Here is a 25,118-nt window from a genome sequence, read left to right as displayed (position 1 = left end):
CGTTACACTATTTGAGATCTACCGATGATGGTTAGAACCGGTCCGGTGATAGGCCCGATATATCCACTGAAGACGAGTGTCCTTGTGCGAGTTCAGCCATGACTTTACCAGCCATTGGCCCTAGGCCAAAACCGTGTCCACTGAAACCCGTGGCCACTAGAAGTCCATTGACGCCGTCCACATGGCCCATAACTGGGATCACATCAGGAAGTGTGTCGATGATGCCAGCCCATACCGCTTCGATTTCGAGATCAGCGATCGCCGGCAGGAAGCGGCTTAATTCATCCTGCGCCTGCTGCACGCGATAATGTGCAGGTTCAACCGCCTCGCTTGTCGGTGCAATATCTGCAATTGGCACCAACGGTCGCGAGGGCGCAAACCTTTGCAGAGGGCCAAGGTAATTGATGCGGGCCGCGTCAGGATTGTTTTTATGTGTTTCTTTATAGTGACGCATGGTGCGCCAGGAATCGAAGCGTACGTCATATTCCCCGCCCGCCACTGAAAAAACGAATGCTCCACGTGCGTCTTGCCGAATGCCTGTCAGTGGGAGTGAAATGCAGGGATTGACGGTGAGATCTGCGGCCGGGACCGTTCGTGCCACGGTTGCGCGTATTCTTTCTTGCGGGAGAATGTACCCAACCGCGCGCAACAGCTTGGAGCTTTCGGTGCCCGCAGCGCACAGCACCTGATCTGCGCGATAATGCCTGCGGCCAATCCAGACCCCGTGCACATGACCAGCCTGAATATCCACTCGTGTCACACGCGCGCCAAGGATAACGGAAACACCGGCTTCAATCGCCGCTTCAAACATGGCTCGCGTTGCTCGGCTCGGTTCGGCACGCCCGTCTGATGCGGTAAACATGGCCCCGCGCACTTTAGCATCGTCTGCGATAAGCGGAAGCTTTTCGCGAATTTGCGCTTGTGTGAGCAGAACCGTGTCCAACCCAAACTGTGTGGCTTTGGATTGCCAGTTGGCTTGGTTGGCAAGGTCACCGTCACTGGTGGCAAGGACCACGTTGCCGCCACGAAGCCAGCCCACTTTACGGCCCAGATCCTGCTCCAGCCCTTCCCACAGGTTGAGAGAAGCCATAGCCAGCGGAAGCTCGCGAAAGTCACGGCCCTGCTGACGTACAAAGCCAAGATTTCGGCCGGATTGTCTGGATCCCGGTGTATCACGCTCGACAATCAGCACACGCAAGCCTGATCGTGCGGCATAAAGAGCCGTTGAACATCCGACTATACCGCCGCCAACGATGATCAGGTCCCATTTGTCCGAAGAATGCGCCTTGTGCGGAACAGTCATCTAGTGAACCTTGGAAAGGAAAGAGCGGGTTCGCTCAAACGCGGGATTATCCAATATTTCCGCCGGAGCGCCACATTCGACAATCTGGCCCGCCTGCATGAATGCAATCCGATTGCAGACATCGCGTGCAAACGACATTTCGTGCGTCACCACCATCATTGTCAGGCCATCTGCTGCCAGCGACCGCATGACGTCCAGCACTTCCCCCACCAGTTCGGGATCAAGTGCACTGGTCGGTTCATCGAAAAGCAGGACCTTGGGCTTCATTGCCAAGGCGCGTGCAATGGCAACGCGTTGCTGCTGACCTCCAGATAACATACGGGGATAATGGTTTAATTTATCGGCCAACCCCACGCGAGCCAACAGTTCGAAGGCCTTTTTCTCGGCCTCGCGTTTTGGAACTCCCAGCACATGGACGGGCGCTTCTATAACGTTTTCGAGTGCTGTTTTATGGCCAAAGAGGTTGAAGTTCTGAAACACCATGCCGATCCGGGCACGTTGGCATGCAATCAGCTTTTCTGGTAGTTCGTGCGCAAAATTGCCTTCGCGCCGGTAGCCGATTAACTCGCCGTCCACCGTAATACTACCTTGCTCGATGCGCTCCAGATGATTCACGCAGCGCAGCAGCGTCGACTTTCCTGACCCCGACGGGCCGATCAGACTGATCACCTCACCAGCGGCCACTTCAAGGTTGATGTTACTGAGAACAGTCATGCTGCCGTAATTTTTCGATACCCGGTCAAAGACAATCATCGGATCAGACATATTATTGAGCTTTCTGACGAAACAGACGACGGGTTGGGCGGAGTGGGGAGTTATGGGTCTGCTGATTGGAGCGACCAAAATGCCCCTCAATGCGAACCTGCGCAGCACTCAAGATGGTCGTTGCCGCCAGATACCAAATGCACGCCACGATCAACAAAGGGATAGTCTGAAAATTGCGTGAATAGATCGTTTGTGCTGAATAGAGCAGGTCAGCCAACGATATCACACTCACCAGAGAGGATGTTTTCAGCATTCCAATCGTTTGATTGCCGGTCGGAGGGATGATCACTGGCATCGCCTGCGGCAGTATAATGCGCCACAAAGCCTTTCCGTTGGTCATACCAAGTGATTTTGCCGCTTGTTTTTGACCGGGTTCCACCGACATCAAGCCGCTCCGAATGATTTCGGACATATATGCGCCTTCATTCAAACCCAGACCAAGGACGGCAGCCGTTACCGGCGATATCAATGAATTGGTGGGAACCGAAATCCACCACGATGTGAAAGGCAGCCCGATTGACATTTCGGGAAAGAGGGCGCCGAGGTTGTACCAGAAGATCAATTGTACCAGGACGGGGGTTCCACGAAAAAACCAGATATAGGCATTGGCTACATTCGAAATAACGATATTGTTGGACATTGCCATAATGGCCAAAATCGTTCCCAGAACAACTCCAATAGCCATGGTGACTACCGTCAACCATAGCGTGAGATACAGCCCCCACAGGATACGGCTGTCGAAAAGATATTCTCCAACTACATTCCATCCAAAATTAGGATTAGCCGCAATCATCTTGACGCAATAAAGTATGAAGATGATAAGCAGCGTTGCAGCAATCCGCGTCTTCCAGGCGCTGGACGGGACATATGTTAACATGGGCCGGTCAGGTGAAGGCGAGGGGGCGAAAGTTGAATCATCCGACATGGTGGCTGTCTCTCAATCGTATTCGCATTGATGCGGCCGATGAGCCCGATCATCAGTTATGTCACCGGCCGAGATTGCTATTTTGAAGTTGGGATCGTGGCCAGATTTATACCAGGCTCGTGTTCCATCGCCATTGGCGAGACAGTCCAATTCGCGTAAATTTTGTCGTAATCGCCGCTGGCCTTGACTTCCTTGAGAGCTGCAAGCAGTGCTTCGCCGAGATCCGCTTCATTCTTGCGAAATGCGATGCCACTGGGCATTCTTGGCAAAATCTGCATGGGAATGACTTTGACGGGATGCGGTGCCGACTTCTGAATTTCTCCGGCAAGGGCCGCAGAGGTCAAAACGAAGTCGCTGCGACCGGAATAAACCGACAGCAATGTCGCTTCGGATGTGCCGAATTCAGAAACGCTAGGTTTTTCCTTACCGGCTGCAACGCAGGCTTCGCCGATTTCCTTCGTAATCATATCGACCCATTCGGTGCCGCTTTGCGCAGAACCTTTCAGCCCGCAAAGGCCGAGATGGTCGTTTATATCAGCGCCTTTTTGCTCAAGGACATAAGCTGATGATGTCGTGTAGCCGTAATCAACGAAACTAACAACTTTCTGTCGTTCGGCATTGTCGGTGATGCCTTCCATCGCAATATCCCAACGTCCGGATTGGACACCGGGGATGAGGGAATCGAAGGAAACCGATGTAACATCGACTTTGACGTTGAGACGGGCGGCGATCGCGTTCCAGAGATCGACTTCAAAGCCGACCATTTCGCCAGCGTCGTTCATAGACTGGAAGGGCGGATATTTCGCGTCAGTAACTAGCTTGATGACACCGGCTTCGCGATATTTCTGTGGCAGGCTTTCCGCTGCGGTTTGCGCACTGACAGAGCCTGTTATCATGAGAAGGCTAATTACCGCCCCGATGGTAAGCACCATTGCATTTTTGGAGCGCTTTGTTTTTACAACACGCATTTTTTAGTTCCCCTTTGGCCGTGATTGTTTTCGAGCCACCCGGCCTCAAATGGCTCGCTTTTCTAGGCTTTGTTCTGGCGTTCCTTCTCAGCCGATCACGAACGGATTTGCTATCTCCTCTGCGGTGGATAACCACACGGCTTTGGTTTGTAGGAATTCTTTAATTCCTTCTATTCCGTTTTCGCGCCCTATTCCGCTCTTTTTATAGCCGCCAAACGGCGTGGTATAGGACACATCGCGATATGTGTTTACCCAGACACTGCCCGCTTCCAGGCTTTCTGACATAAGGATGGCGCGACGCATATCCGACGTCCAGACGCCAGCGGCCAATCCGAATTCGCTGTCATTGGCGATGGCTACAGCTTCTTCAGGCTCATCGAATGGGATGGCAGCTAAAACAGGTCCAAAGACCTCTTCACGGGCAATACGCATATCATTGTTCACGCCAGCGAAAATTGTTGGTTCAACGAAATAGCCTGCCGCACATTCATCCAGATCAGGCCGTTTGCCACCGAGGATGAGTTCTGCACCTTCCTGCCGGGCGATATCGATATAGCCCAGCACTTTCTCATACTGCATGGCATTGGCGATGGGACCGATGCGGGTCTCGAGGTGTTTGGGATCGCCAATGCGCGCCGTTTTGGTGAAGGCCGTCAGTTTTTCCAGAAATTCATCATGAATTCTGCGCTGCAACAACAAGCGCGAACCCGCGATACAGGTCTGACCGACTGCGCCGAAGATGCCGCCGACGACGCCGCGTACGGCATTATCAAGATTGGCGTCCTCAAAAATAATATTGGGCGATTTGCCACCAAGTTCGAGGCTAACCCGCTTGATGTCTTTGGCGGCCAGCGCATAAAGATGTGCGCCTGTGCGCGTCGATCCCGTAAAGCCAACGTGGCGGGTGAGGGGGTGGGTTACCAACGGTTCACCGACTTCAGGCCCATAACCCGTCACGACATTGATCACACCTGCGGGGAAGCCAGCCTTTTCGACCAGTTCCATCAATTTGATAGCGGTAGCGGAGGTATATTCGGCCGGTTTCATCACGAGCGTACAACCGGCTGCCAGGGCGGGAGCAGCCTTGAGTGAAAAAAGAAACAGGGGTGCGTTCCACGGCACGATGCCGACACAGACGCCAAGTGGTTCGTGCCGCGAGAAGCTCAGGGCCTTCTTATCGCAGGGGTGCACCGCACCTTCGATCTTGTCCGCAAGCCCGGCATAATAGTGATACCAGCGCGGAATATAGCGAATTTGATGGCGCATTTCGGCGAGAAGGCGACCATTATCGCGCACTTCGATCTCAGCCAGCTCATCTGCATTCTGTTCGATGAGGTCGGCGAAGCGCTGTATAATGCGGCCACGCTCGCTGGGATGCAACTTTCTCCACGGGCCTTTGGTAAAGGCATTATGCGCTGCTTGAATGGCTCTGTCAGCGTCTTCGGCATTGCCGCGAGGCACCAGAGCCCACGGCATGGCCGTAAACGGATCAATGGTCTCGATATATTGGCCCGATGACGGCTCTACCCATTCACCGTTGATGTACATAGCAAGTTTTTGCAGGTCGTGGGTCGACATTGCCCCTCCTCTTGGCGAGCCTTTGTGCGGGAAGCATGGCTTCCTTTCGCGGTGCGCGGCCCGGAATTATTCATTTCAATGCACTAAAGATATCGTTACCTATGCAAAATGATATTACTTTAAAAGTCAACAGTAAAAGTGATGAAGTCGAAATTGCGCTAAAATCGCGGTAAAACCGCAGAATAATCGAGATAATGCTGGCGTAAACGATTCTTGTCCGAAAAATCGATAGCATTTTTAAATTTACGCACTTGATTATGATATCATAATGGTTGAAGTTTACTATCACATTGACCTTTTTAAGAGCGACTATCGTGAACACTGACCAGCATCTCTACAAAAAAATCAAAAGTGAAATCGATCGTCGCGTTGAGACGGAAGAATGGCCTGCGAATTTTCAGATCCCTTCGGAAGGTGATCTGGCAGCAGAGTTTGATGTTTCACAACTGACCGTGCGCCGTGCGTTGCGCGAGCTGCAAACGGCAGGTGTGTTAATCCGCGTGCAGGGACGGGGCACGTTTGTGCTGGGGCCGCGCATTCAGTGCGCCGTGTTCGACCTTCCCAATATCAGCGACGAGATCGCCAGCTCTGGCGGCGCGCACACCTGTCAGGTTCTGGTTCACACAACCCTTGCGCAGGACAATCCTGCGCGCAACATTTTGCAATTGTCCGCAGATGGGGTGGTTTATTACAGCCGGTTTCTTCATCTGGAAGATGGCACGCCCATTCAGCTTGAAGAGCGCTATGTCAACGCCGCAGAAGCTCCGGGATATCTGGATCAGACGTTTTCAGCGCAAGGCCCTGAAGCATGGTTTCGGCGCGAAACGGTGGTCACAACAGTTGATAATGCCATTCGTGCCATTCGCGCTGAAGACGACATACGCCAGCTTTTGCAGATCGATACCAACCAGCCCTGTCTGCTTCTGGACCGTTCTACCTGGCGCGACGGGATTCCGGTCACGCGCAGCCGTTTTATCTATCCCGGAGACCGTTATCGGCTGCGTTCCGCGCACGACGCGCGCACCACCCGTATCGCATTAACACCCAATTTGGGCACTGTCCGCTGAATCCTAGAACGGAGTTTGAGATGAGAGATTTTATCAATAAGCTTGAAGAGCGCGGCGATCTGCTGGTGGTTGATCGCGAGATTGACCCTGCGCATGAACTTGCAGCCGTCACGCAGCTTGCGCAGAAAAAATGGGCGAAGCCCGTGATGTTTACCAACGTAAAAGGCACACGGTTTCCCGTTGTCAGCAATGTCTACAGCACGCGCGACAGAATTGCCGAAGTGATCGGCATTGACGCTAAGGATTTTTGCACCCAGTGGAGCCGTCTCGCATCTCTTGGCACGTCAGAGATGAAAGAGCCGCTAAAGCTTGCCGAGGACAGCGAGCTTCCCGAATATGAAGAAGTCAAACTGTCCGATCTACCACTGATCACCTATTCTGACCGCGACGGCGCGCCCTATTTCACCTCTGCAATGTTTATCGCCAAAGATCCGGAAACCGGCGTTGGTAATTTGTCTTATCATCGCTCGATGTTTATCAGCGATAACGAGCTGCGCTGTCGCTTGGCACCTCGCCATCATCTGACGATCTATCATGAGAAGGCGGAAAAACTGGGCAAACCGCTCGAAGCGGCCATGTTGATTGGTACGCCTTCGCATGCATTTCTAACCGCAGCAGCGCCACTGCCTTATGATGTCGACGAATTGGAAGTGGCGGCGCGGTTGCGTGGACGACCGATTTCCATGCGCAAATGCAACCATATCGATCTTGAAGTTCCCGCAGAAACCGAAGTGGTGATCGAAGGTCGCTTTCTTCCCAATGAACGCCGCGCTGAAGGGCCTTTTGGCGAGTTTATGGGCTATTACGTTCCTGTCGGACCGAATGCGGTTTTCGAAGTGCTGGGCGTCACCGTGCGTAAAGACGCAATGTTCCATTCGATATTGTGTGGTTCACCTGAAGAAGTACTCACACTCGAATTATCGGTTTCCGCGAATATCTATCAGCGCCTGAGTGCAGCGCTTCCCGGTATCGTCAATGTAACCTGCCAGCCATTCGTCAATCACGCCATCATTCAGATCGAGCCGCAGTTCGAGGGACATGCGCGTCAGGTCATGCTGGCGGCTATCGGCGCGGAACCCATATGGTCAAAGCAGATCACGGTGGTGGATACCGACGTGAATATCTACGACATGGATGATGTTCAATGGGCCATTCTAACGCGGTGTCGCCCAGACAAGGACATGCTGATCATCCCGGATACACCATCATTTTATCGAGATGAACAGAAGGACCATTGGGGCAGGCTGCTCGTGGATGCGACCAAGCCATGGGGGCGTGAACAGGAGTTTGAACGTAAGCGATTGCGACTTGGCGACAGTGTCAAGGCCAGCGACTGGTTCGAGGGAGCTTAATTGATGAGCGTTCAACGTCTGGTGATAGGAATTTCTGGCGCTTCGGGTGCAGCTTATGGGCTCAAAGCATTGGAACTGGCGCGATCCGTAGGCGTTGAAACACATCTTGTCGTTTCGCGCGCAGCACTTCTCACCCTCCATCAGGAGCTTGGCATACAAAAATCAGAGCTGTCGCATCGCGCCGATGTTGTTCATTCGGCCGCTGACGTCGGTGCTTCGATAGCATCGGGATCGTTCAGGGCGATGGGTATGCTGGTTGCTCCGTGCTCGGTCAAAACCATGTCCGAGATAGCGTCGGGGGTGACGTCGACACTCATGAGCAGGGCAGCCGATGTGGTTTTGAAAGAACGGCGTCGACTGGTTCTCATGGTGCGGGAAACGCCGCTGCATCTCGGGCATTTGAAAACGATGACAGCGCTCACTGAAATGGGGGCGATCATCATGCCACCCGTTCCAGCCTTTTATTCGCATCCCGCAAGCATTGATGAGATGGTCTGCCATTCAGTGGGTCGCGCTCTTGATCTGTTCGGTATTGAAACCGGCACTGTCAAACGTTGGGATGGGCTGAAATCTGGATCTTAAAGGCAGAGGAACAAGCGAGTGAACGATATAGAACGTCATTCAGCACTTTGGAGCTTTATGCTTCAACTCTATGCCAAGCCCGGAATTCCGGCTGCCTTGCTGAGCTTGCAAGACAATTATGCCATTGATGTGCCGTTTTATCTGGCGGTTCTGCACGCGGTAACAACAGACCGATATGTCACGGCAAAAGCGCTCAGCGCTCTATACGCCGAAATACAAGAATGGCGGGAAGAGGTCGTAATCCCGCTGAGAATTGTCCGAAAGACGCTGAAGGTGCATGCGTGGGCGACAAGTTTTGAAAATACGGGTGCCTTCCGCGAGACTATCAAAAGTGCTGAGTTAAACGCCGAAAGAATTGAAGTTGATGTTTTGGAAAAACTGATCCCAATCTATTTCAGCGTGGATTCCATTGATGACAAACCAAATATTTTAGCGGTTTCGCTGATGTTCTTGAATGTCTTCGGCTTTCCGGCGCTGGACCAACTTCCGGCAGACGCTGAATTTGTAGCCAGAACATTAGCAAGCAATCATTAGGGGTGAAACCCATGATTCATGCAATGTGTAATCACGCAAGTGGACTTGACCCAGCCCGACTATGAATGTGATTATGCGCTATTAATAACATCATTTGTTGTGAGATATGAACAGTTCAGACCAACCATTATATGCTCAAATAAAAAGCGCTATCGACAAAAAGATCGAAACAGCAGAATGGCCGGCAAACTTTCAGGTGCCTTCAGAAGATGACCTTGCGGGAACCTTCAGTGCATCTCGCCTGACAGTGCGCCGGGCATTGCGGGAATTGCAGGCTGACGGGGTTCTGTTGCGCATTCAGGGACGCGGAACATTTGTCATTGGCCCGCGGATGCAATGCGCGATTTTCAATTTGCCAGACGCTTCAGAGGAAGTGATCCTGTCGGGCGGCGCGCATAGCAGCCGTGTTTTGCAGCACGAGGTTTTGAGTGCGGACAACCCGCGGCGGAATATGTTGCAGAGCTCGCCCGAAAACGACGTCTTCTATTCCAAGCTTTTGCACCTCGAAGATGGAACACCGATCCAAATCGAAGAGCGATATGTGAATAGCGCTGAAGCGCCCGATTATCTCGAGCAGGACTTCACCCTGATTACCCCGAATTTCTGGCTGTTGCGTAACACGATTGTCACGACAGTCGACAATACAATCCGTGCTATACGCGCGGATGAAGACATTCGCGAAAATCTGCAGATTGATATCAGTCAGCCTTGTTTGCTTGTAGATAGGCAGACATGGCGCGATGGGATCCCTGTCACTCGAAGCCGATTCACATATCCGGGAGATCGTTACCGTCTGCGTTCTTCGCACGAGGCACGCGCTACCCGAGTGACTTCTTCGAGTCTGAGTAAATGATCAGGCTAACGACGCTTTAAAATCGGGCATCGCCGATCCCGGTTTACTGGCTGGTTCGAATTGACGGGATTGTCGCAAATAGTCTGACAAATTAAGACACAATTTGCTTGGCGAATACGGTGTTGACTGGCGGTCTGCAATTACAACCGTCTCAAGCTTTCGGGTTGAAGCACGGCTATTCTTGACTCTACGTCAAAATCCTCGGGAAAGCTGGTAAAACGGATCAGTTCGTGTCAGCAATTTGGCCCGGCTTCAAATCCCCCAGTTCATGCCCGCTTTAAAGGAACGAATGATTCTGACTGGCTATCAAAACTGCCGGCTCGCGCCCGGTGGACGGCCAGTAACACGCTTGAATGCGCGGCTGAAAGCCGCTTGAGACGTATAACCAAGCTTATGCGCTACAGTGTCAATCGCCAGCCTGTCCCGGTTTAGCCATTGGCTAGCAAGCCGCATCCGAAGTTCGGAAGCATAGCGAAGCGGCGGAATGGCACTGTTACCTTAACCTAAGTGTAAACATCAGTTGCGATAACGGGTGATGACCGAACCTCGTTCTTCGCTTTACCGCCGCCATCGTTATCCATCTGAGATTATTGCAGAGGCGGTGTGGTTGTATTTCCGCTTTCCGCTAAGCTTTCGCATGGTTGAAGACATGCTGGCTTATCGTGGCATCTTCGTCACATATAAGACCGTGTACGAATGGGCGGAGAAATTCGCACGTGCTTATGCCAGTAATATCCGTCGCCGCACACCGCGGCTTGGCGATAAATGGCACCTGGATGAATGTGTAATATCTATCAAAAGTGAGCATCACATTCTTTGGCGAGCAGTTGATCAGGATGGTTTTGTTTTGGATGTTCTGGTCCAGAAACGCCGTAATACCAAGGCCGCCAAGCGCTTCATGCGCAAGCTTCTCTCTGCACAGGGCTGTGCACCCCGGATCATGGTCACCGATAAACTACGATCATATGGCGCTGCCAAACGAACGATGGGACTTAGCGTTTGCGATCATCGCCAGCATAAGGGTTTGAACAATCGGGCAGAGAATTCGCATCAGCCGATCCGACGACGAGAGCGGGTTATGAAGCGCTTTAAATCGGCGCGACATGTGCAAAATTTCACGTCGATACATGATCCGATCTACAACCTAAATTATTTCCCCCGAAACCAATTCAATGCCGCCGATCATCGTGAGTTACGACAAGCCGCCACTGACATGTGGCGCCAAATCACGTCCCTGAAATCCGCATGACAGATGCGGGTTTTGTCGCAAATTTTTGAGTGGGGTATAAGCGGCCTTATCTCCGGACACAGTTATGCAGCGAGCTCCGCAAACACCTCGAATGGCGACCGATTTTCATTAGCGAATTGCTTCTTACCGATCATATGAGCAACTTCGATGCCAGCGATTGTAGCAGACGCTGAATCAAAGGCTTTGAAGCCTAACATGTGTTTGGTGATCCGCTCGATGAAGCGATGATCCTGCTCAAGGATGTTGTTGAGATATTTAACCTGCAGGATTTCCATCATCTTGCCCGTGCCCGTGATTTTCAGGATCGTGTTTACAGCCTTTGCACCAGCCAGATTCGCTCCGCTTTTATCAATGACGACCTTGTGCGGAACACCATTGCTTGCGATGGCTTTCTTAAAGAAGCGCCTTGCTGCACCGAGATTTCGGCGCTCTGAGAGCATAAATTCCAAAGTTTGGCCGTCACGATCAACGGCTCTGTACAGATAGGTCCATTTCCCTTTGACCTTTATATAGGTCTCATCAACACGCCAAGAGCCAAGCGTTGGCCGCTTACGCTTCTGTGCTTGATCTGCAATCTGCGGTGCGTATCGAACGACCCAACGGTGGAATGTTGCGTGATCAATCTCTATGCCGCGTTCGGCCATTATTTCCTGAAGGTCACGATAGGAAACGGGATAACGAACATAGAAGAATACCGCAAAAAGGATGACACTTTTGGGAAAATGAGACCCTTTGAAAGTGATCGTCATTCCTCTTTACCTCCCGCAATGACACGCTGTGATCATGACAGGACGCAGAAACAGTAAAAATTTTGCGACATAACCGTGAAATCCGTGGCAGGACCCTGATTCTGGCGCATATCGACACGGTTCACGCAACGGGCACACTTGCTGAACAGCTTCCGCTGCGCCAGGAGGGCGACAAGCTTTACGGCCCTGGTATCTATGATATGAAGTCCGGCGTTTTGATGGCCTTCGAAGCGATGAAACGTGTGGTTCGTGATTGTCGCGATATCGCTGTCGATCTGCTGATCGTGTCCGACGAGGAGGTCGGATCGAAAAGTTCGCGCCCCGTTATCGAGGAATTCGCACGCACCGCCGACAATGTTCTGGTGGTGGAACCGGCCCGCGACGGCGGCAAGATCGTCACCGCGCGCAAAGGTGTGGGCATGTGCGATATCGTCGTGCGTGGTCGCTCCGCCCATGCCGGGGTTCGGCCCGCCGATGGCCGGTCGGCTGTCCGCGCCGCATCCAGACTGGTGCTTGCGCTTGAAGCCCTGAACGATCCCCATCGCGGGATCACGGGGTAATCCCCCCGTTTTTAACGGGGCTCGTCAGTAGAATTCACGCGGCCATTTTCAGTTTCTGTGCGGGCGTTACGCCGCCGATGCCCATATTGGGACGTTCGTTGTTGTAGGTCCATAGCCACTGCGTGGCAAATTCCTGCGCCTCCTCAATGCTTTCGATGATATATTGGTCGAGCCATTCATTCCGAACGGTGCGATTGTAGCGCTCAACATACGCATTCTGTTGTGGCTTGCCGGGTTGGATATGGCTCAAGGCGATGCCTTGGTTGGCAGCCCATTCCATCAGTTTGCCACTGACGTATTCCGGCCCATTATCAACACGAATTGCGAATGGTTTGCCGCGCCATTCGATGATCTGGTTGAGGCTGCGGATGACGCGTTCGGCAGGCAGCGAGAAGTCTACCTCAATGCCCAGACCTTCGCGGTTGAAGTCGTCCAGGACGTTCAGCAGCCGGAATTGCCTTCCATCCTCCAGCCGGTCGGCCATGAAATCCATGGACCAGACCATGTTCGGCGCATCTGGCACGGTCAGAGCATCGGGCTTGTCCCGCTTCAACCGCTTGCGCGGCTTGATCCTGAGGTTCAATTCAAGCTCACGATAGATGCGGTAAACGCGTTTATGGTTCCAGTGATGCCCCCGGACATTGCGCAGATAAAGGAAACACAGACCGAAGCCCCAGGTCTTCTTTGCCCGCGTCAGTCCGATCAGGAGATCGGCAATCTGCCCGTTCTCGTCGTTCAGCCTGGCGCTGTAACGATAGCATGTCTCGCTGACCTCGAAGGTGCGGCAGGCAAGCGCAACGCTCACCCCTCGCAACGCCACTGCTTTCCCGGCCATCTCCCGGCGTTGAGATGGCCGTGTCACTTTTTTCCAAGAGCCTCTTTAAGCAGTTCCGCCTGCATGCTCATCTCCGCATACATCTTCTTCAGGCGACGGTTTTCGTCTTCCAGAGCCTTCATCTGACTGATCATCGAGGCATCCATGCCACCGTATTTGGATCGCCATTTGTAGAATGACGCAGTGCTCATTCCATGTTCCCGGCATAACTCGGGTACAGGAACGCCGCCTTCCGCCTGGCGAAGGATGGCAAGGATTTGTGGTTCGCTGAATCTGCTCGTCTTCATTAAAATCTCCTCGATCATATAGCCCGAGAAAATTCTACTTTTGAAGCCCGTTATTTGGTGGGGGGATTACCACGGTGACGGTGGGCACGATCCATGGCGGCACTGGACGCAACACGGTTCCGGAAGAATGCCGCTTGCAGGTTGACCTGCGTTTGCCGGATAGTGCCACCGCAGACGAAATTCTGGCGAAGATCAATGCAATGACGCCGGAAGACCTAGGCGGCGTGGACGAATTTGAGCCAGTATCTTGCGGTAGCAATATGAACCATGCTGATGAAGCTCTCGGCGAGTTGGTCGTATCGAGTAGCAATGGCGCGGTTGATTTTCAGTCTGCCAAACATCCGTTCGATTAGGTTGCGCTGTTTATACAGCGTGCGATCATATTCAATCTTCACGCGGCGGTTTGCTCTGCCAGGAATGACGGGCTTGATATTGCGGCTGGCAAGATCATCACGAATGGCATCCGCATCATATCCCTTGTCAGCAAGAAGCGCCTGTGGCGCTTGCTCGGGTAAGCTGATCAGAGTGTCGTAAGCCTTGCAATCTGCGGCTTCGCCAACCGTCAGATGGAAGGCAAGCGGTCTTCCTCTGGCATCAGCCAGACAGTGAAGTTTACTGGTGAACCCGCCCCGCGAGCGGCCAAGAGCGCGTCGATGAATCCCCCCTTTCCGCCCGCTGCCGAAATATGGGCCCGAACTGTGGTGCTATCGATGCTGTAGTGGCCGCTGTCAGCCATGATCTCAGCGAGCGTGATCGAAACAGCCTCCCAGACCCCGGCTTCGCTCCAACGCCGAAACCGCCGATAGATCGTATTCCAATTGCCGTATTTGGGTGGGACATCCCGCCAAGGCGTCCCGCAGCGAAGTCTCCAAAGTATGCCGTTGATGATCGCACGATTTTGCTCCGGACGACGACCGCGTCCCCGATTGACTGCTTCAATCGGCAATAAATCCTTCAGAACACGCCATTCGGATTCGCTCAGATCGCCTCGGCTCATGACTGCCTCCAAAAAGCAGTCTTGAATCAAGCTGCGATCAATTCGTCAACCAATTCGTCCACGCCGCCTAGATATCAGCTTTGAGATCGAGGCATTTCTTAATCGACCACCTTTTGCGCAAAGCGAGCAGGGTCGGGCGCTATTCGACGAAGCGGCGCGGATCGCGCAGGCGCTTGGCATTCACCTCGAAGGTATGGAAACGGGTGGCGGATCGGACGGTAATTTCACAGCAGCTATTGGAGTTCCTACACTTGATGGTCTTGGTGCAGATGGCGCTGGTGCTCATACATATAATGAGCATGCTCTGATATCAAGCATTGTGCCACGAACCGCACTTCTTGCAAATCTCATCTTGGCACTACAGAAACGCTCCTGCGTCCGGATTTCGGAGGGCGCATAAAAGAGCAAAGCTCAGCATGTGGCACAGTTGATCACGCTCCTTGTTGCATCGCTGGGTCGCAAATGCCGATTTCAAATCGCTGGAGCAGTTCCAGCGAGAGGTGCCGCATCCTTCTTCGCCCACTCACTGGGCTTCCAATGCACCGGCTGATCTCCTATGTTTCGGCATCCTTTTTCTCATTTCGCTGGACGACTCCAAAACATGAGCATGCTCTTCACTTCCATCTCAACAGGCAGCCTTTCAATGCCGAACCGCGTGGTTATCGCTCCGATGTGCCAATATTCAGCCGAAGAAGGTCGGATGACGAGCTGGCATATGATACATCTTGGTCAACTTGCATTATCGGGAGCGGGGCTTTTGACCATTGAGGCCACCGCTGTTAGCCCCGAAGGACGCATCACCTATGGCGATGTTGGCCTGTGGGATGATGTGACCGAAGCGGCCATGGTTCCTGTTCTGGAGGCAATCCGGCAATGGTCTGACATCCCGGTTGCGATTCAGCTTGCCCATGCCGGACGCAAAGCGTCGACCGAGAAGCCGTGGCTCGGTAGCGGGCAAATCCGGCCCGATCAGCCAAATGGTTGGCAGACTGTTGCACCCAGTAGGCTACCTTTCGCTCCGGATGACCATGCACCCGAAGCCTTGGACAAGGCAGGGATGGAGCGCATCCGTGATGCCTTCGTTGAGGCGGCACGCCGTAGCGTGCGATTAGGCATTGATGCTATCCAGTTACACGCAGCACACGGTTACTTGCTGCATCAGTTTCTCTCACCTTTGTCGAACCATCGGGAGGACGCTTATGGTGGCAGCCTTGAAAACCGCTTGCGCTTTCCGCTGGAAGTTTTCGAAGCTGTAAAAGCCGCTGTTCCGAATGATTACCCGGTTTCTGTCCGAGTTTCGGGGACGGATTGGGTGGATGGCGGCTGGGATATCGATCAGACCGTCACCTTTGCACAGGCATTACAGGTTCGCGGCTGCGCGGCCATTCATGTGTCCAGCGGCGGATTGGACACTCGCCAGAAGATCTCGCTTGCTCCAGGCTATCAGGTACCGCTGGCTCGTGCGGTCAAGTCGGCAGTCGACATACCAGTGGTAGCGGTGGGAATGATCACGGACTTCGAACATGCGGAATCAATTGTGGCAACAGGTGACGCCGATATGATCGCACTTGCACGAGGAGTTCTTTACGATCCACGCTGGCCCTGGCATGCGGCGGCACATCTCGGTGCGCAGATTGGGGCAGCTCCGCAGTATCTGCGCTGCGAGCCCCGCACCCACCGTCAATTGTTTCAGCCCCGATAATATGATTATCGGGCAAGGCAAAGCCTGCTTCTGCCGTCGTAAAGTCGGCAGAGGCATGAGTGGTTTAGTCGCAAATTTTTAAGTGGGGTATAAGCGGCCTTATCTCCGGACACAGTTATGCAGCGTGCTCCGCAAACACCTCGAATGGCGACCGATTTTCATTAGCGAATTGCTTCTTACCGATCATATGAGCAACTTCGATGCCAGCGATTGTAGCAGACGCTGAATCAAAGGCTTTGAAGCCTAACATGTGTTTGGTGATCCGCTCGATGAAGCGATGATCCTGCTCAAGGATGTTGTTGAGATATTTAACCTGCAGGATTTCCATCATCTTGCCCGTGCCCGTGATTTTCAGGATCGTGTTTACAGCCTTTGCACCAGCCAGATTCGCTCCGCTTTTATCAATGACGACCTTGTGCGGAACACCATTGCTTGCGATGGCTTTCTTAAAGAAGCGCCTTGCTGCACCGAGATTTCGGCGCTCTGAGAGCATAAATTCCAAAGTTTGGCCGTCACGATCAACGGCTCTGTACAGATAGGTCCATTTCCCTTTGACCTTTATATAGGTCTCATCAACACGCCAAGAGCCAAGCGTTGGCCGCTTACGCTTCTGTGCTTGATCTGCAATCTGCGGTGCGTATCGAACGACCCAACGGTGGAATGTTGCGTGATCAATCTCTATGCCGCGTTCGGCCATTATTTCCTGAAGGTCACGATAGGAAACGGGATAACGAACATAGAAGAATACCGCAAAAAGGATGACACTTTTGGGAAAATGAGACCCTTTGAAAGTGATCGTCATTCCTCTTTACCTCCCGCAATGACACGCTGTGATCATGACAGGACGCAGAAACAGTAAAAATTTTGCGACATAACCGCGAGGTTAGCTGTGTCAGGACCATACGGAATTTAGACTGGCAATCTGAAGCACGCGATATCGGACACCGTGCACTCTAAGGCACGGTTTCCAGATCGGTTTCGCGAAATTCGTTATCCGTCGCCAAGATTGGCACACGATAATATTTTGCGCACGCGTAATGAATGCAGTCTGCCAAGTTCAGACCACGACGGCCTTTCCGGTAGGTATTGGCCGCGTGGAGTGAAAGCGTCGTGGTTCGTCTTGCAGGCGGCAGATCGCGAAGCTCAATGGCGCGGGCGTCCAGAAACTCCATGATAATTGGCTCAACATGATCAATGGGAAGATCGAACTTGTCTGGCCGAGATAAGGCGAGGGCAGTTTCCAGAACGACAAGCGGTGATGTAAAGCGCTTTTTGGCATTCATGATCGCGGTGGAAACGCGTTCGGCTTCTGGTTCGTCGGACAAAACAGCGACGAGGGCGCAAGCGTCAATAAACATGTCGCTCACGATTCCCACATTTCGTCATAGGCTTCCTTCGGTAGAGGCTTTTTTGCTGCTTCCTTGCCTGCAACGTGATATTTTTCTCGCAAACGCGCTGCAGTCTGGGCCGGTGTTTCGACGTTCAGACGGCGCTCGATCGCTTCGCGCATGGCAATGACGATTGCATCAGAAATGCTTACCTTTGCGATCTTTGCGAACTTGCGCGTCAACTGGTCGGCGGTTTCATTTGTGACATTGATTGCCATGACTGGCACTCCATGTAGATAAATATTTACTTTAATGTAGATGCTTTTCTCTACATTCGCAATGGGGAACCGGTCGTGCGGGAGAAACGCACGACCGTCCTGCGGCTTATTCAGCCGCTTGGGAAAACTCCTCTTCATCGTCGACGCTTCCAGCTTCTTCGCCGGTTTCGTCGTCCATGGTTTCGGCTGCGGCTTCATCCGCGATCCGAACGGGGACCGGGAGCCATCCGCTTCCGGAAGCGAGCCGTTCTGCGATCAAACCGCTTCGGCTTTCTTCTTGGCGGCACGGACTGACAATTCCGCATCCTTGCCCTTGGCTTCGGCCACTGCCAGTTCAATCGTCGTCCTGTTGACGTGATTGAAATAGTTGTCGGCGGTCGGCTCGAACCAATCCGACATATCAACGTCAAGTGACCGGGCAAGTTGATTGGCCTGCGCCACATCGCCCTTGCGCTGGCAGAATTTCGGCTCAACCGCATTGACGGCATGAGCGGCGGCAAAAGCCAGAAGCGATAGAAGCATGTCTTGTGGCTGCTCACGCAGCCAATCGAACAAGTCATCAGGATTGCCGGGAAGAATGTCACCGTAGCGATCCGACAGGTCGTTGAAGGCCAACAAGCCTTCGCAGTTCGCGGCATCCTTCATCGAACCGTCAAGCCGCTCATGGCTGACGCGGATTTGCAAGGCGCTATGACCGCCGTAGGGATAAACAACCTCGATCAACATCGAATGCACCACGGCAACGAGCCCGATGTCCGCATTGTTCGCCAGTTCAATGCGCAGCGCCGCTGTCTTGTGTGCGGTCAGGTCCTCTATTAAAGCCGCACTATGCGTCATCACTGGAAGGGAGGGAGCCGTCAACTCGGACGAATGTTCCGTCTCGCTGTTCTCAGTCTCGTCATCAACCGTCGCCGTCTCGGCCTTCACAAAGCCACGCTCGATCCGAACCTTGCCGTAGTAGTCCATCATCACGAACGCACCAGCCTGTTCCAGTGCTTCGGAACTGAAAGCTTCCGTCTTGGCCGTCAGAGCGTCAATACGCTCCTGAACACCTTCAAGCTTTTCCTCGGCCTGATCGTCGGCGGCATCATGCTCAATCAATTCGGCAATTTCGTCATATTCTGCCTGTGCTGCATCAAGTGCGACCTGATCTTCAGCGGACAACGGCACGTCTTCGGGATAAAAGCGTTCCATGCGGTGCAACCCATCGGGAACGCCCGTGCTGCATTCGACCCACTGCCAGCCTCCGGCCTTCACCTGCTCGGCAATCACGGTGAATCTCTCTGCAACCAGCCTTTCCAGCAAGGCGGCATCCGTGGCATATCCACCGTCTCGCGTATCGAACAGGTCACGTTTGACCGCTCCGCCTGCCGCTTCATATGTCTCAACGCCACCGATGAACTCAAAACGCTTGTCGTCTGCTCGTATCATTTCCTCGGTCAGGGCATACCTGATCCGGTGCGCGTCACGATTCCAGTCAGGCAGGGCGTTCCAGACTTCCATCTGGCGCTTTTGATCATCGCAGATGGTAAAAGCTTTCAACTGGCTATAGCCAATTTCCTCGTCCCGGAACAATTGCAGCAATTCGGGTGCGACGCGCGCCAGCGCGAGGCGCTGCCGCACTATGGTTTCAGAGATCGCAAAGCGAGCGGCGATATCAGCAATGTCTTTTCCCTCATCTGCCATGGCCTTGAAAGCTTCATATTGGTCAACGGGGTTCATTTCTTCGCGCATAGCGTTTTCGGCAAGACTGATTGCCGTGGCATCCTCGGCGGCACGTTCCTTGCACTCGACCGCGAAATCTGCCGCAATCTCACCAGCCTCTGCCAGAAAAAGCAGCGCCAGACGGCGGCGTTCACCAGCCGTCACGAAATAATGGCCTTTCCTATCGCCCTCGCGCACGACCAGATTTTGCAACGGTTGATAACCGTCGCTACGCAAATTTGCCGCCAGTTCTTCAATACCTTCCTTGCGGTAGGTTTTGCGCACGTTCTTCGGGTCACGATCCAGCTTGTTCAACGCGATAATGATGGTTGTTGGCTTGTTCTTATTGATCATGATCTTCTCCATTTTCCCGCGAAGCGGTCTTGCTCTTGCCCATCGGGCAGGAGCCCCACTCCTGCTCCCGAGCTCGTGCGGAACAGCGGGAGAGGGGGTAGCAAGGAAAAAAAACGGAGGGGGTTCGCCCGCCCGAGGCGTAGCCGGAGGGTCGGTGCAGATCCGCGTATGCGGATCCGTATCGATCCTGCACGAGCTGAGGACCAAAGGGACGATGCGAGGAAGGACGGGGAGACCGTTTTTTTCTTGCGAGGGGGAGAGGGCAGCGCTCTTTCTCCCTCACTAGTGAAACTAAAGATGACCGCCGTTGCGGTCGCCATTCATCATCTGATTGTCAACGAGGGAGGGAGCCGACCTGTTTGCACGCAGGACGGCTCCCAGGTGATTGACGCCAAGGGCTAGCAAGACGTCAGCACCTATTCCGGTTGTCGCCGGATTGACGCACTATGCTGAAGTCGTCGGGTCGTGTAAACAAGAGATAGCCAATTCGGTAATTGAAATTTCTTTGAGCCGCTATGCGCCTTGCACGAGTGCGATCGTCACCCGCATGGGCAGAAACCGGCATAATGCCAGGTTCCGTGCCGAAAGCATAGAGCGCCGGCGCGCAGCTACGTGCCCAGTCCATTCAATCATAACTCTATTTTTCACCGCATTCAGCTAGCCAAATCGGCTACATCGATTTTCCCATAAAAGGAATGAAACAACGTTTGACAGGAGATATGAAGGGACGTTCGTTAGAAGAATGGATTGATATTCTTGGGCTTGAACAGGTCGACGATCCACAAATAAAGAAGCAGAAATGACGAAATCGATTTTCGACAAGCTGCGGACGCTCGACGCTCCTACGCTTGCGGCGATCTCTAATTTCATCCAGCATTTGAAGACCAAGCCTGACAGCATTGACGAAAGCGGCAATCAGGATGCGGCGTTCGCCGCATCCTGATTGTCCCTTTTTTTGAGGAGGAAGAAAGATGGACGCGATACCTGTGCTTTTGCCGGGCCAGACGCTGCAGGATGCGCGCAGCATGATTGAGGATGTCTGTTCGTTCCGAACGGCAGACACAAATCTGATCATAGAGGATTGCCGTGCTTACTACGGCGACAAGGCAAGCATCATGGCCGCTTGGTTCGGTATGGATGCGTGGTTTGAAGGTGATGATGCATCCAAAGCCAAGTGGGCAACAGTCCTCAAGCACATGATTCAATAGGAGCTGGATCGTGCGCATTTTGACTGATGAAGAGGCGACAGGCCTGGTCGGATATCCAGAGGATGGCGTGTATGTCGCCATGGCAGAGCATAGCGGCGACAATCCGCGGCTGCTAGGTGGCGAATATTGTGAAGGTGGCCTTTCTGGAACGGCTCTGAAGGCCGCGGCTTTGCCGCGCTATTATCCGGAGACAGCGCAGCTCGTCGTTGCTATCGTCGAAAACGGGCGTTTGATGACGCTTTGGGATTACAGGACTGGTGATGCGCGAGACCTGTCGCCGGCGACGCGAGCGATGTTTGAGCGGATTGGCGATCTGGAAGAGGAGGTTCGGCTTCTGAAATCCAATCAGGATTATTACCGGCAATGCCTGATCGCTCTAAAGAAACAGCATCCCGATTGCCAGGATTCCATCAACGACGTCTTTTTGTCGATTCCTTATCCGGGACTGGAAAATGAGCGACGATAAGTACCATCCTTACCCCCAAACCGGACCGAATTTCCTGACCGTGGCGAAGCCACAGAGCGGAAAAACAGCATCCATTATCGTTCAGATGAAGTGGGGCGGAAAATGAGCTCTCCACTGAAAACGGCTTTATTTATCGGCTTCCTCATGTTCCTGTTGCAATTCGTCGTGGGCGCAATTGTAGGGCGTTTCTTCCTCGGCCTGCTCATCGCCACTGGCGGGGCGCTATGGCTCGGTTATCAAGTTTATCAAACCGAAAAGTCGTATCATTCATGGTGATTGGCGTGGATGGATGCAAAATGCGACTTGCGGTTTACGAATGGACTTTAGCAAGCCGATCATGTATTATATAGCAATATCAACAACATAGTTCCATAATGCGTATTATGCGATTTTTGTATATAACAGCAATATACAGATGCGACAGATGGGCAAGATAGAGATGCGACATTTTTAGGTCGCGTGCTCTGTTCAGATCGAACGAGGAAAGGAAGACTGGCTCTCTATTGATGTGTATCAGTTTAGAGAGTTGCCATGTCTTGTTTGATTACTATGTCGCAGAGAGAACTCAATCGATTGGAAGTCATTCAGAAGATACGGGATCGCCGCCTGACCGTTATACAGGCCACCGCATTGCTCGATCTCAGCCGCAGCCAGATTCATCGTCTTTTACAGGCTTACGATAAACTTGGGAGTGCTGGACTGGTTTCGGGAAGACGCGGTCGCCTGAGCAATCATCGTTACAGCGAAGATTTCCGCAATGGTGTTCTGGATTTGGTGCGGGGTTATTATCGGGATTTCGGTCCGACACTGGCCTGTGAGAAGCTTGCCGAACGACACCAGCTTTCGGTCAGCAAGGAGACGCTGCGGCAATGGATGACGGTGGCTGGGTTGTGGACGTCGCGTCGTGAACGCAAGCGACAACTGCATCAGCCGCGCGGCCGGCGGGATTGTTTCGGTGAACTGGTGCAGATCGACGGGTCGCATCACTGGTGGTTTGAGGAGCGGGGTCCCAAATGCGCCCTCCTCGTTTATATTGACGATGCCACCGGCAAGCTTCTGCATCTGCGTTTTGCCGGATCAGAGAATACATTCGATTATTTTCATGCGACGAAGGCCTACTTGCAGGAATGGGGCAAGCCGCTGGCCTTTTACAGCGACAAGCATGGTGTGTTTCGCTCCACACATGGTTCAGAGAAAGATCGAACAAGCGGCCTGACACAGTTTGGTCGGGCACTTTATGAGCTCAACATCGATATTATCTGTGCCAATACTCCGCAGGCCAAAGGCCGTGTCGAGCGGGCCAACAGGACTTTGCAGGATCGCCTGGTGAAGGAATTGCGACTGCGCGGCATTGATACAATCGAAGCAGCAAATGCTTATGCGCCGGAATATATTGCAGACTTCAATGCCCGGTTTGGCAAGGAGCCGCGCAATCCGAAGGATATGCATCGACCGCTGGCCGGGCATGAGAACATCGACAGCGCGATGTGCCGGAAGGAAGTACGGACACTTTCGCAAACACTGACGCTGCGTTACGACAAGGTGCTGTTCATCCTGGAGCCGACGGAGCTTGCAAAGCGGCTGGCCCGACAGAAGGTGATTGTCTGCGATTATCCGGATGGCCGTCTGGAGATCATGCATGGAACGGACACCCTGCCCTATACAACCTTCGACAAGCTTCGTTCTGTTCACCGGTCGCCTGTTGTCGAGAACAAGCGATTGGATGACATGCTATCGATTGTGGCCGAGATGCAGGCAGGTCGGGAATTGCAACGCAGTAAGAGTGGACCACGCAGAACGGGGCAGACGAACCACATGTTTGGTGTTCGCGACGGCAGCACAGCCAACGGTTATCAGAAGCGTGAGCGCAAATCGCGCACCGCTTACATGAACGATCCTGAAGTTACTGCACGTCGGGAAAAAGCATTAGCCCGGTTGGCTGCAGCCGAGTGAAATGCCCATCTTTAATGACATTTGGCACTCTCAAAGCTAAAGCCGAAGAGGTGGATATTCACCCGCCCCCATTCCTCGCTTGCAACCCTGACCAGCCTCTCGGAATGGGGGCTGAACGTCAGCACCTGTCGCATTTCTATCTTGCTAAAAACGTCGCATCCCTAACTTGCTAAAACATTGTATGCAGTCGGCCAGATAGTCAGTAATTGTGCGGCAGAACGGATCTCGAGCGCAGTCCACTTACTCTCAATCCAGTCATTGTTTGCCAGGAAAGATATGAGTCGTGTTTTCGCGCTCGATTGGGATAAAACCAATCGTCGGCCAGAACAATTCCGCATCAGAGCCCGCTGAGTAGAGCACGATCGGGCGATCAAATGTCATCGCATGGTTAAGTACAAACAATGCAATCTGTCGATCAACCCCGCGCCTCCGGAAAGCCGGTCGAACGTAGAACCGCCGCATACGTAGCCAGTTGCTATCCATGAAATCCTGTGTTGTACCGCCAATACCGGCGATCTCACCATCGACAGTTCCGAGAGCTAGAATTTCGCCGGGGCGGTCAAAGCGATTGGCCCCGCTGCGCCATTCGTCACGAAGCATGGAAATCATATTGCGGCCTTCTGCTTCGGCCTCTTGCTGCAATTGATCCAATTGGGCGGGCAGTTCGACAATCTGCCTAATCACAAAAGCACTTCTGTCACCCGTCATCTGAATTTCGCCTCCTATCGAGTTGGTTCCACCGAACCTCAATTCGGACGCCAGTTTAATGTTCGGCATTGGCGGCGCAAGAGCGCCAACGAGCTCATTGTTTTTAAAGGGAAGAAAGGGCTCTGCCCTCTCTCCCCACAAGCATCGCCTCGACCTTTCGATGCAGCAAGTCGGTCGCACCATTCCAGGTGCAACCGCGTTGCGCACCATCAGGCAGGGCGGGGGCCTTGCCCGCTCTTCGCCGCTGCTTGCCCCCTCTCTCCCGGTCTGACTTGCGACGCCGCAGGAGCAGGAGCGGGGCTCCTGCCCCATGGGCAAGAGCAAGACCGCTTCGCGGGAAAAGGGAAAATGGAGAGCGAAATGGTAAAAAGAGGCGAGGAAATGCCTGTCAGGCTCGTCGTTGTGACGGATGCTCACATGCAGGCTTTTGGTAAGAGAACGGATCAGCGGGGCGTTGGCGAGAACTCGGATGACCTTTTCGATGCCGATCACGCAAAACGGCTTCTGGAACTGGCGGCCGCCGAGACGAACGCGCGGCGCGTGGTAATAGACTACAGACCGGGAAATGTCGCTGACGCTATCGATAAGCTGGTCTATATCGCGGCTTTTCTGATTTCTGGTCGATCAACGCTGGCAAAGGACGAGATGAGAAAGGTGCTGAGGAGTGTCGAGAATTTGGACTGAGATGGGCAAGAAGCCCGCTCAATTGCGGGCTTTGCCAGATTATATTTTGACCTTCAATGAGAAGGTCAATGCAGAAACGATATCATCATCGAAGTCATAGGACGCGTCCAGATAAGGACGGCCTGTTGC

General features: G+C 53.2%; 29 protein-coding genes and 2 pseudogenes. 16 read left to right on the top strand and 15 right to left on the bottom strand.

Features of this window, described 5'->3' with window-relative positions:
- Positions 1–31 precede the first annotated feature (31 nt).
- The 5 genes from ABDF71_RS26665 to ABDF71_RS26645 form a co-directional block, all read right to left on the bottom strand.
- On the bottom strand, positions 32–1,303 hold the full coding sequence (locus ABDF71_RS26665; protein ID WP_011983069.1) for an NAD(P)/FAD-dependent oxidoreductase: 1,272 nt from the start codon (positions 1,301–1,303) through the stop codon (positions 32–34).
- Entirely contained in the window at positions 1,304–2,068 is a 765-nt protein-coding gene (locus tag ABDF71_RS26660) for an amino acid ABC transporter ATP-binding protein (protein WP_011983070.1), read from the bottom strand.
- Between the two features lies 1 nt (position 2,069).
- Positions 2,070–2,993 (bottom strand): amino acid ABC transporter permease, encoded by a 924-nt coding sequence (locus tag ABDF71_RS26655; protein ID WP_151610679.1) that lies wholly within the window; start codon positions 2,991–2,993, stop codon positions 2,070–2,072.
- 77 nt (positions 2,994–3,070) lie between these two features.
- Complete coding sequence (locus tag ABDF71_RS26650; protein ID WP_151610680.1) at positions 3,071–3,961, bottom strand: ABC transporter substrate-binding protein; 891 nt, start codon at positions 3,959–3,961, stop codon at positions 3,071–3,073.
- 87 nt (positions 3,962–4,048) lie between these two features.
- A complete protein-coding gene (locus ABDF71_RS26645; RefSeq protein ID WP_151610681.1) occupies positions 4,049–5,539 on the bottom strand; it encodes an aldehyde dehydrogenase in 1,491 nt (496 codons plus the stop codon).
- 311 nt (positions 5,540–5,850) lie between these two features.
- Between ABDF71_RS26645 and hutC (ABDF71_RS26640) the strand changes: the two genes are divergently transcribed.
- The 5 genes from hutC (ABDF71_RS26640) (at position 5,851) to hutC (ABDF71_RS26620) (ending at position 9,927) form a co-directional block, all read left to right on the top strand.
- Positions 5,851–6,606 (top strand): histidine utilization transcriptional repressor HutC, encoded by a 756-nt coding sequence (hutC, locus tag ABDF71_RS26640; protein ID WP_151610685.1) that lies wholly within the window; start codon positions 5,851–5,853, stop codon positions 6,604–6,606.
- 20 nt (positions 6,607–6,626) lie between these two features.
- Complete coding sequence (locus ABDF71_RS26635; RefSeq protein WP_151610682.1) at positions 6,627–7,958, top strand: UbiD family decarboxylase; 1,332 nt, start codon at positions 6,627–6,629, stop codon at positions 7,956–7,958.
- A 3-nt stretch (positions 7,959–7,961) separates the two neighbouring features.
- Positions 7,962–8,540 (top strand): UbiX family flavin prenyltransferase, encoded by a 579-nt coding sequence (locus ABDF71_RS26630; RefSeq protein WP_151610683.1) that lies wholly within the window; start codon positions 7,962–7,964, stop codon positions 8,538–8,540.
- A gap of 18 nt (positions 8,541–8,558) precedes the next feature.
- Entirely contained in the window at positions 8,559–9,074 is a 516-nt protein-coding gene (locus tag ABDF71_RS26625; protein ID WP_151610684.1) for a TIGR02444 family protein, read from the top strand.
- Between the two features lie 106 nt (positions 9,075–9,180).
- A complete protein-coding gene (gene hutC, locus ABDF71_RS26620) occupies positions 9,181–9,927 on the top strand; it encodes a histidine utilization transcriptional repressor HutC (RefSeq protein ID WP_011983078.1) in 747 nt (248 codons plus the stop codon).
- A 306-nt stretch (positions 9,928–10,233) separates the two neighbouring features.
- Here hutC (ABDF71_RS26620) and ABDF71_RS26615 read toward each other — a convergent pair whose 3' ends face one another.
- Positions 10,234–10,413: a helix-turn-helix domain-containing protein gene (locus ABDF71_RS26615; RefSeq protein ID WP_210250266.1), complete on the bottom strand. Its 180-nt coding sequence runs from the start codon at positions 10,411–10,413 to the stop codon at positions 10,234–10,236.
- Between the two features lie 49 nt (positions 10,414–10,462).
- On the opposite strand from ABDF71_RS26615, the gene ABDF71_RS26610 reads away from it, so the two are divergent.
- Positions 10,463–11,176 carry an IS6 family transposase gene (locus ABDF71_RS26610; RefSeq protein WP_231771629.1) on the top strand — a complete coding sequence of 238 codons (714 nt, stop codon included), beginning with the start codon at positions 10,463–10,465 and terminating at the stop codon, positions 11,174–11,176.
- Between the two features lie 62 nt (positions 11,177–11,238).
- Here ABDF71_RS26610 and ABDF71_RS26605 read toward each other — a convergent pair whose 3' ends face one another.
- The gene (locus tag ABDF71_RS26605; protein ID WP_231771630.1) at positions 11,239–11,925 is read right to left on the bottom strand and encodes an IS6 family transposase; all 687 of its coding nucleotides are present in this window, start codon (positions 11,923–11,925) and stop codon (positions 11,239–11,241) included.
- Positions 11,926–11,987: 62 nt separating this feature from the next.
- Here ABDF71_RS26605 and ABDF71_RS26600 point away from each other — a divergent pair, with 62 nt between their 5' ends.
- Positions 11,988–12,485: a M20/M25/M40 family metallo-hydrolase gene (locus ABDF71_RS26600; RefSeq protein WP_231771631.1), complete on the top strand. Its 498-nt coding sequence runs from the start codon at positions 11,988–11,990 to the stop codon at positions 12,483–12,485.
- A 34-nt stretch (positions 12,486–12,519) separates the two neighbouring features.
- Here the strand turns inward: ABDF71_RS26600 and ABDF71_RS26595 are convergent.
- Positions 12,520–13,607 (bottom strand): IS3 family transposase gene (locus ABDF71_RS26595; RefSeq protein WP_086000475.1). Its coding sequence is split into 2 segments (ribosomal slippage): positions 12,520–13,346 and positions 13,346–13,607, totalling 1,089 coding nucleotides; the frame shifts between segments, so codons are not numbered across the junction.
- 74 nt (positions 13,608–13,681) lie between these two features.
- Here ABDF71_RS26595 and ABDF71_RS26590 point away from each other — a divergent pair.
- Positions 13,682–13,750, top strand: a pseudogene (locus ABDF71_RS26590) (peptidase dimerization domain-containing protein); the annotation flags it as partial.
- 72 nt (positions 13,751–13,822) lie between these two features.
- Here ABDF71_RS26590 and ABDF71_RS26585 read toward each other — a convergent pair.
- Positions 13,823–14,604: pseudogene (locus ABDF71_RS26585) on the bottom strand (IS5 family transposase).
- A 25-nt stretch (positions 14,605–14,629) separates the two neighbouring features.
- On the opposite strand from ABDF71_RS26585, the gene ABDF71_RS26580 reads away from it, so the two are divergent.
- Together ABDF71_RS26580 and ABDF71_RS26575 are read left to right on the top strand one after the other, a co-directional pair.
- Complete coding sequence (locus tag ABDF71_RS26580) at positions 14,630–15,004, top strand: M20/M25/M40 family metallo-hydrolase (protein ID WP_151610740.1); 375 nt, start codon at positions 14,630–14,632, stop codon at positions 15,002–15,004.
- Positions 15,005–15,205: 201 nt separating this feature from the next.
- Complete coding sequence (locus tag ABDF71_RS26575; RefSeq protein WP_151610739.1) at positions 15,206–16,306, top strand: NADH:flavin oxidoreductase/NADH oxidase; 1,101 nt, start codon at positions 15,206–15,208, stop codon at positions 16,304–16,306.
- Between the two features lie 115 nt (positions 16,307–16,421).
- Here ABDF71_RS26575 and ABDF71_RS26570 read toward each other — a convergent pair whose 3' ends face one another.
- From ABDF71_RS26570 to ABDF71_RS26550, 5 genes are all read right to left on the bottom strand, one after another.
- The gene (locus ABDF71_RS26570; RefSeq protein WP_213507440.1) at positions 16,422–17,108 is read right to left on the bottom strand and encodes an IS6 family transposase; all 687 of its coding nucleotides are present in this window, start codon (positions 17,106–17,108) and stop codon (positions 16,422–16,424) included.
- A 151-nt stretch (positions 17,109–17,259) separates the two neighbouring features.
- Positions 17,260–17,664 carry a type II toxin-antitoxin system VapC family toxin gene (locus ABDF71_RS26565; RefSeq protein WP_151610734.1) on the bottom strand — a complete coding sequence of 135 codons (405 nt, stop codon included), beginning with the start codon at positions 17,662–17,664 and terminating at the stop codon, positions 17,260–17,262.
- 5 nt (positions 17,665–17,669) lie between these two features.
- On the bottom strand, positions 17,670–17,912 hold the full coding sequence (locus tag ABDF71_RS26560) for a type II toxin-antitoxin system VapB family antitoxin (protein ID WP_151610735.1): 243 nt from the start codon (positions 17,910–17,912) through the stop codon (positions 17,670–17,672).
- Between the two features lie 106 nt (positions 17,913–18,018).
- Complete coding sequence (locus ABDF71_RS26555; RefSeq protein WP_231771632.1) at positions 18,019–18,171, bottom strand: hypothetical protein; 153 nt, start codon at positions 18,169–18,171, stop codon at positions 18,019–18,021.
- Positions 18,168–19,970: a ParB/RepB/Spo0J family partition protein gene (locus ABDF71_RS26550; protein WP_231771633.1), complete on the bottom strand. Its 1,803-nt coding sequence runs from the start codon at positions 19,968–19,970 to the stop codon at positions 18,168–18,170. The genes ABDF71_RS26555 and ABDF71_RS26550 overlap by 4 nt, the downstream gene beginning before the upstream one ends.
- 799 nt (positions 19,971–20,769) lie before the next feature.
- On the opposite strand from ABDF71_RS26550, the gene ABDF71_RS26545 reads away from it, so the two are divergent.
- The 5 genes from ABDF71_RS26545 to ABDF71_RS26525 all read left to right on the top strand — a co-directional run bounded on the left by ABDF71_RS26545 (position 20,770) and on the right by ABDF71_RS26525 (position 23,597).
- Positions 20,770–20,913 (top strand): hypothetical protein, encoded by a 144-nt coding sequence (locus ABDF71_RS26545; RefSeq protein ID WP_192799576.1) that lies wholly within the window; start codon positions 20,770–20,772, stop codon positions 20,911–20,913.
- 28 nt (positions 20,914–20,941) lie between these two features.
- Positions 20,942–21,178, top strand: a complete 237-nt coding sequence (locus ABDF71_RS26540; RefSeq protein ID WP_151610614.1) for a Y4oE-related protein — start codon at positions 20,942–20,944, stop codon at positions 21,176–21,178.
- A gap of 10 nt (positions 21,179–21,188) precedes the next feature.
- Complete coding sequence (locus tag ABDF71_RS26535) at positions 21,189–21,644, top strand: hypothetical protein (RefSeq protein ID WP_151610613.1); 456 nt, start codon at positions 21,189–21,191, stop codon at positions 21,642–21,644.
- Between the two features lie 102 nt (positions 21,645–21,746).
- Positions 21,747–21,920, top strand: coding sequence for a hypothetical protein (locus ABDF71_RS26530; protein ID WP_192799577.1), 174 nt, complete (start codon positions 21,747–21,749; stop codon positions 21,918–21,920).
- 255 nt (positions 21,921–22,175) lie between these two features.
- On the top strand, positions 22,176–23,597 hold the full coding sequence (locus ABDF71_RS26525; RefSeq protein WP_151610612.1) for an ISNCY family transposase: 1,422 nt from the start codon (positions 22,176–22,178) through the stop codon (positions 23,595–23,597).
- A gap of 255 nt (positions 23,598–23,852) precedes the next feature.
- On the opposite strand, the gene ABDF71_RS26520 is transcribed toward ABDF71_RS26525, so the two are convergent.
- On the bottom strand, positions 23,853–24,305 hold the full coding sequence (locus ABDF71_RS26520; RefSeq protein ID WP_151610611.1) for a GNAT family N-acetyltransferase: 453 nt from the start codon (positions 24,303–24,305) through the stop codon (positions 23,853–23,855).
- 360 nt (positions 24,306–24,665) lie between these two features.
- Here ABDF71_RS26520 and ABDF71_RS26515 point away from each other — a divergent pair, with 360 nt between their 5' ends.
- Positions 24,666–24,989, top strand: a complete 324-nt coding sequence (locus tag ABDF71_RS26515; RefSeq protein ID WP_231771634.1) for a hypothetical protein — start codon at positions 24,666–24,668, stop codon at positions 24,987–24,989.
- The last annotated feature ends 129 nt before the right edge of the window (positions 24,990–25,118 follow it).

This window comes from Ochrobactrum sp. WV_118_8, from assembly GCF_039631535.1.
Lineage (GTDB): Bacteria > Pseudomonadota > Alphaproteobacteria > Rhizobiales > Rhizobiaceae > Brucella > Brucella anthropi.
This window is presented reverse-complemented; position numbering and strand designations above follow the sequence as displayed.

Coding starts and splice junctions, on each gene's coding strand:
- ABDF71_RS26665 (WP_011983069.1), bottom strand. CDS start 1,303: ATGACTGTTCCGCACAAGGCGCATTCTTCGGACAAATGGGACCTGATC.
- ABDF71_RS26660 (WP_011983070.1), bottom strand. CDS start 2,068: ATGTCTGATCCGATGATTGTCTTTGACCGGGTATCGAAAAATTACGGC.
- ABDF71_RS26655 (WP_151610679.1), bottom strand. CDS start 2,993: ATGTCGGATGATTCAACTTTCGCCCCCTCGCCTTCACCTGACCGGCCC.
- ABDF71_RS26650 (WP_151610680.1), bottom strand. CDS start 3,961: ATGCGTGTTGTAAAAACAAAGCGCTCCAAAAATGCAATGGTGCTTACC.
- ABDF71_RS26645 (WP_151610681.1), bottom strand. CDS start 5,539: ATGTCGACCCACGACCTGCAAAAACTTGCTATGTACATCAACGGTGAA.
- ABDF71_RS26635 (WP_151610682.1), top strand. CDS start 6,627: ATGAGAGATTTTATCAATAAGCTTGAAGAGCGCGGCGATCTGCTGGTG.
- ABDF71_RS26630 (WP_151610683.1), top strand. CDS start 7,962: ATGAGCGTTCAACGTCTGGTGATAGGAATTTCTGGCGCTTCGGGTGCA.
- hutC (WP_011983078.1), top strand. CDS start 9,181: ATGAACAGTTCAGACCAACCATTATATGCTCAAATAAAAAGCGCTATC.
- ABDF71_RS26610 (WP_231771629.1), top strand. CDS start 10,463: ATGACCGAACCTCGTTCTTCGCTTTACCGCCGCCATCGTTATCCATCT.
- ABDF71_RS26605 (WP_231771630.1), bottom strand. CDS start 11,925: ATGACGATCACTTTCAAAGGGTCTCATTTTCCCAAAAGTGTCATCCTT.
- ABDF71_RS26575 (WP_151610739.1), top strand. CDS start 15,206: ATGAGCATGCTCTTCACTTCCATCTCAACAGGCAGCCTTTCAATGCCG.
- ABDF71_RS26570 (WP_213507440.1), bottom strand. CDS start 17,108: ATGACGATCACTTTCAAAGGGTCTCATTTTCCCAAAAGTGTCATCCTT.
- ABDF71_RS26565 (WP_151610734.1), bottom strand. CDS start 17,664: ATGTTTATTGACGCTTGCGCCCTCGTCGCTGTTTTGTCCGACGAACCA.
- ABDF71_RS26560 (WP_151610735.1), bottom strand. CDS start 17,912: ATGGCAATCAATGTCACAAATGAAACCGCCGACCAGTTGACGCGCAAG.
- ABDF71_RS26550 (WP_231771633.1), bottom strand. CDS start 19,970: ATGATCAATAAGAACAAGCCAACAACCATCATTATCGCGTTGAACAAG.
- ABDF71_RS26545 (WP_192799576.1), top strand. CDS start 20,770: ATGACGAAATCGATTTTCGACAAGCTGCGGACGCTCGACGCTCCTACG.
- ABDF71_RS26540 (WP_151610614.1), top strand. CDS start 20,942: ATGGACGCGATACCTGTGCTTTTGCCGGGCCAGACGCTGCAGGATGCG.
- ABDF71_RS26530 (WP_192799577.1), top strand. CDS start 21,747: ATGAGCTCTCCACTGAAAACGGCTTTATTTATCGGCTTCCTCATGTTC.
- ABDF71_RS26525 (WP_151610612.1), top strand. CDS start 22,176: ATGTCTTGTTTGATTACTATGTCGCAGAGAGAACTCAATCGATTGGAA.
- ABDF71_RS26520 (WP_151610611.1), bottom strand. CDS start 24,305: ATGACGGGTGACAGAAGTGCTTTTGTGATTAGGCAGATTGTCGAACTG.
- ABDF71_RS26515 (WP_231771634.1), top strand. CDS start 24,666: ATGGTAAAAAGAGGCGAGGAAATGCCTGTCAGGCTCGTCGTTGTGACG.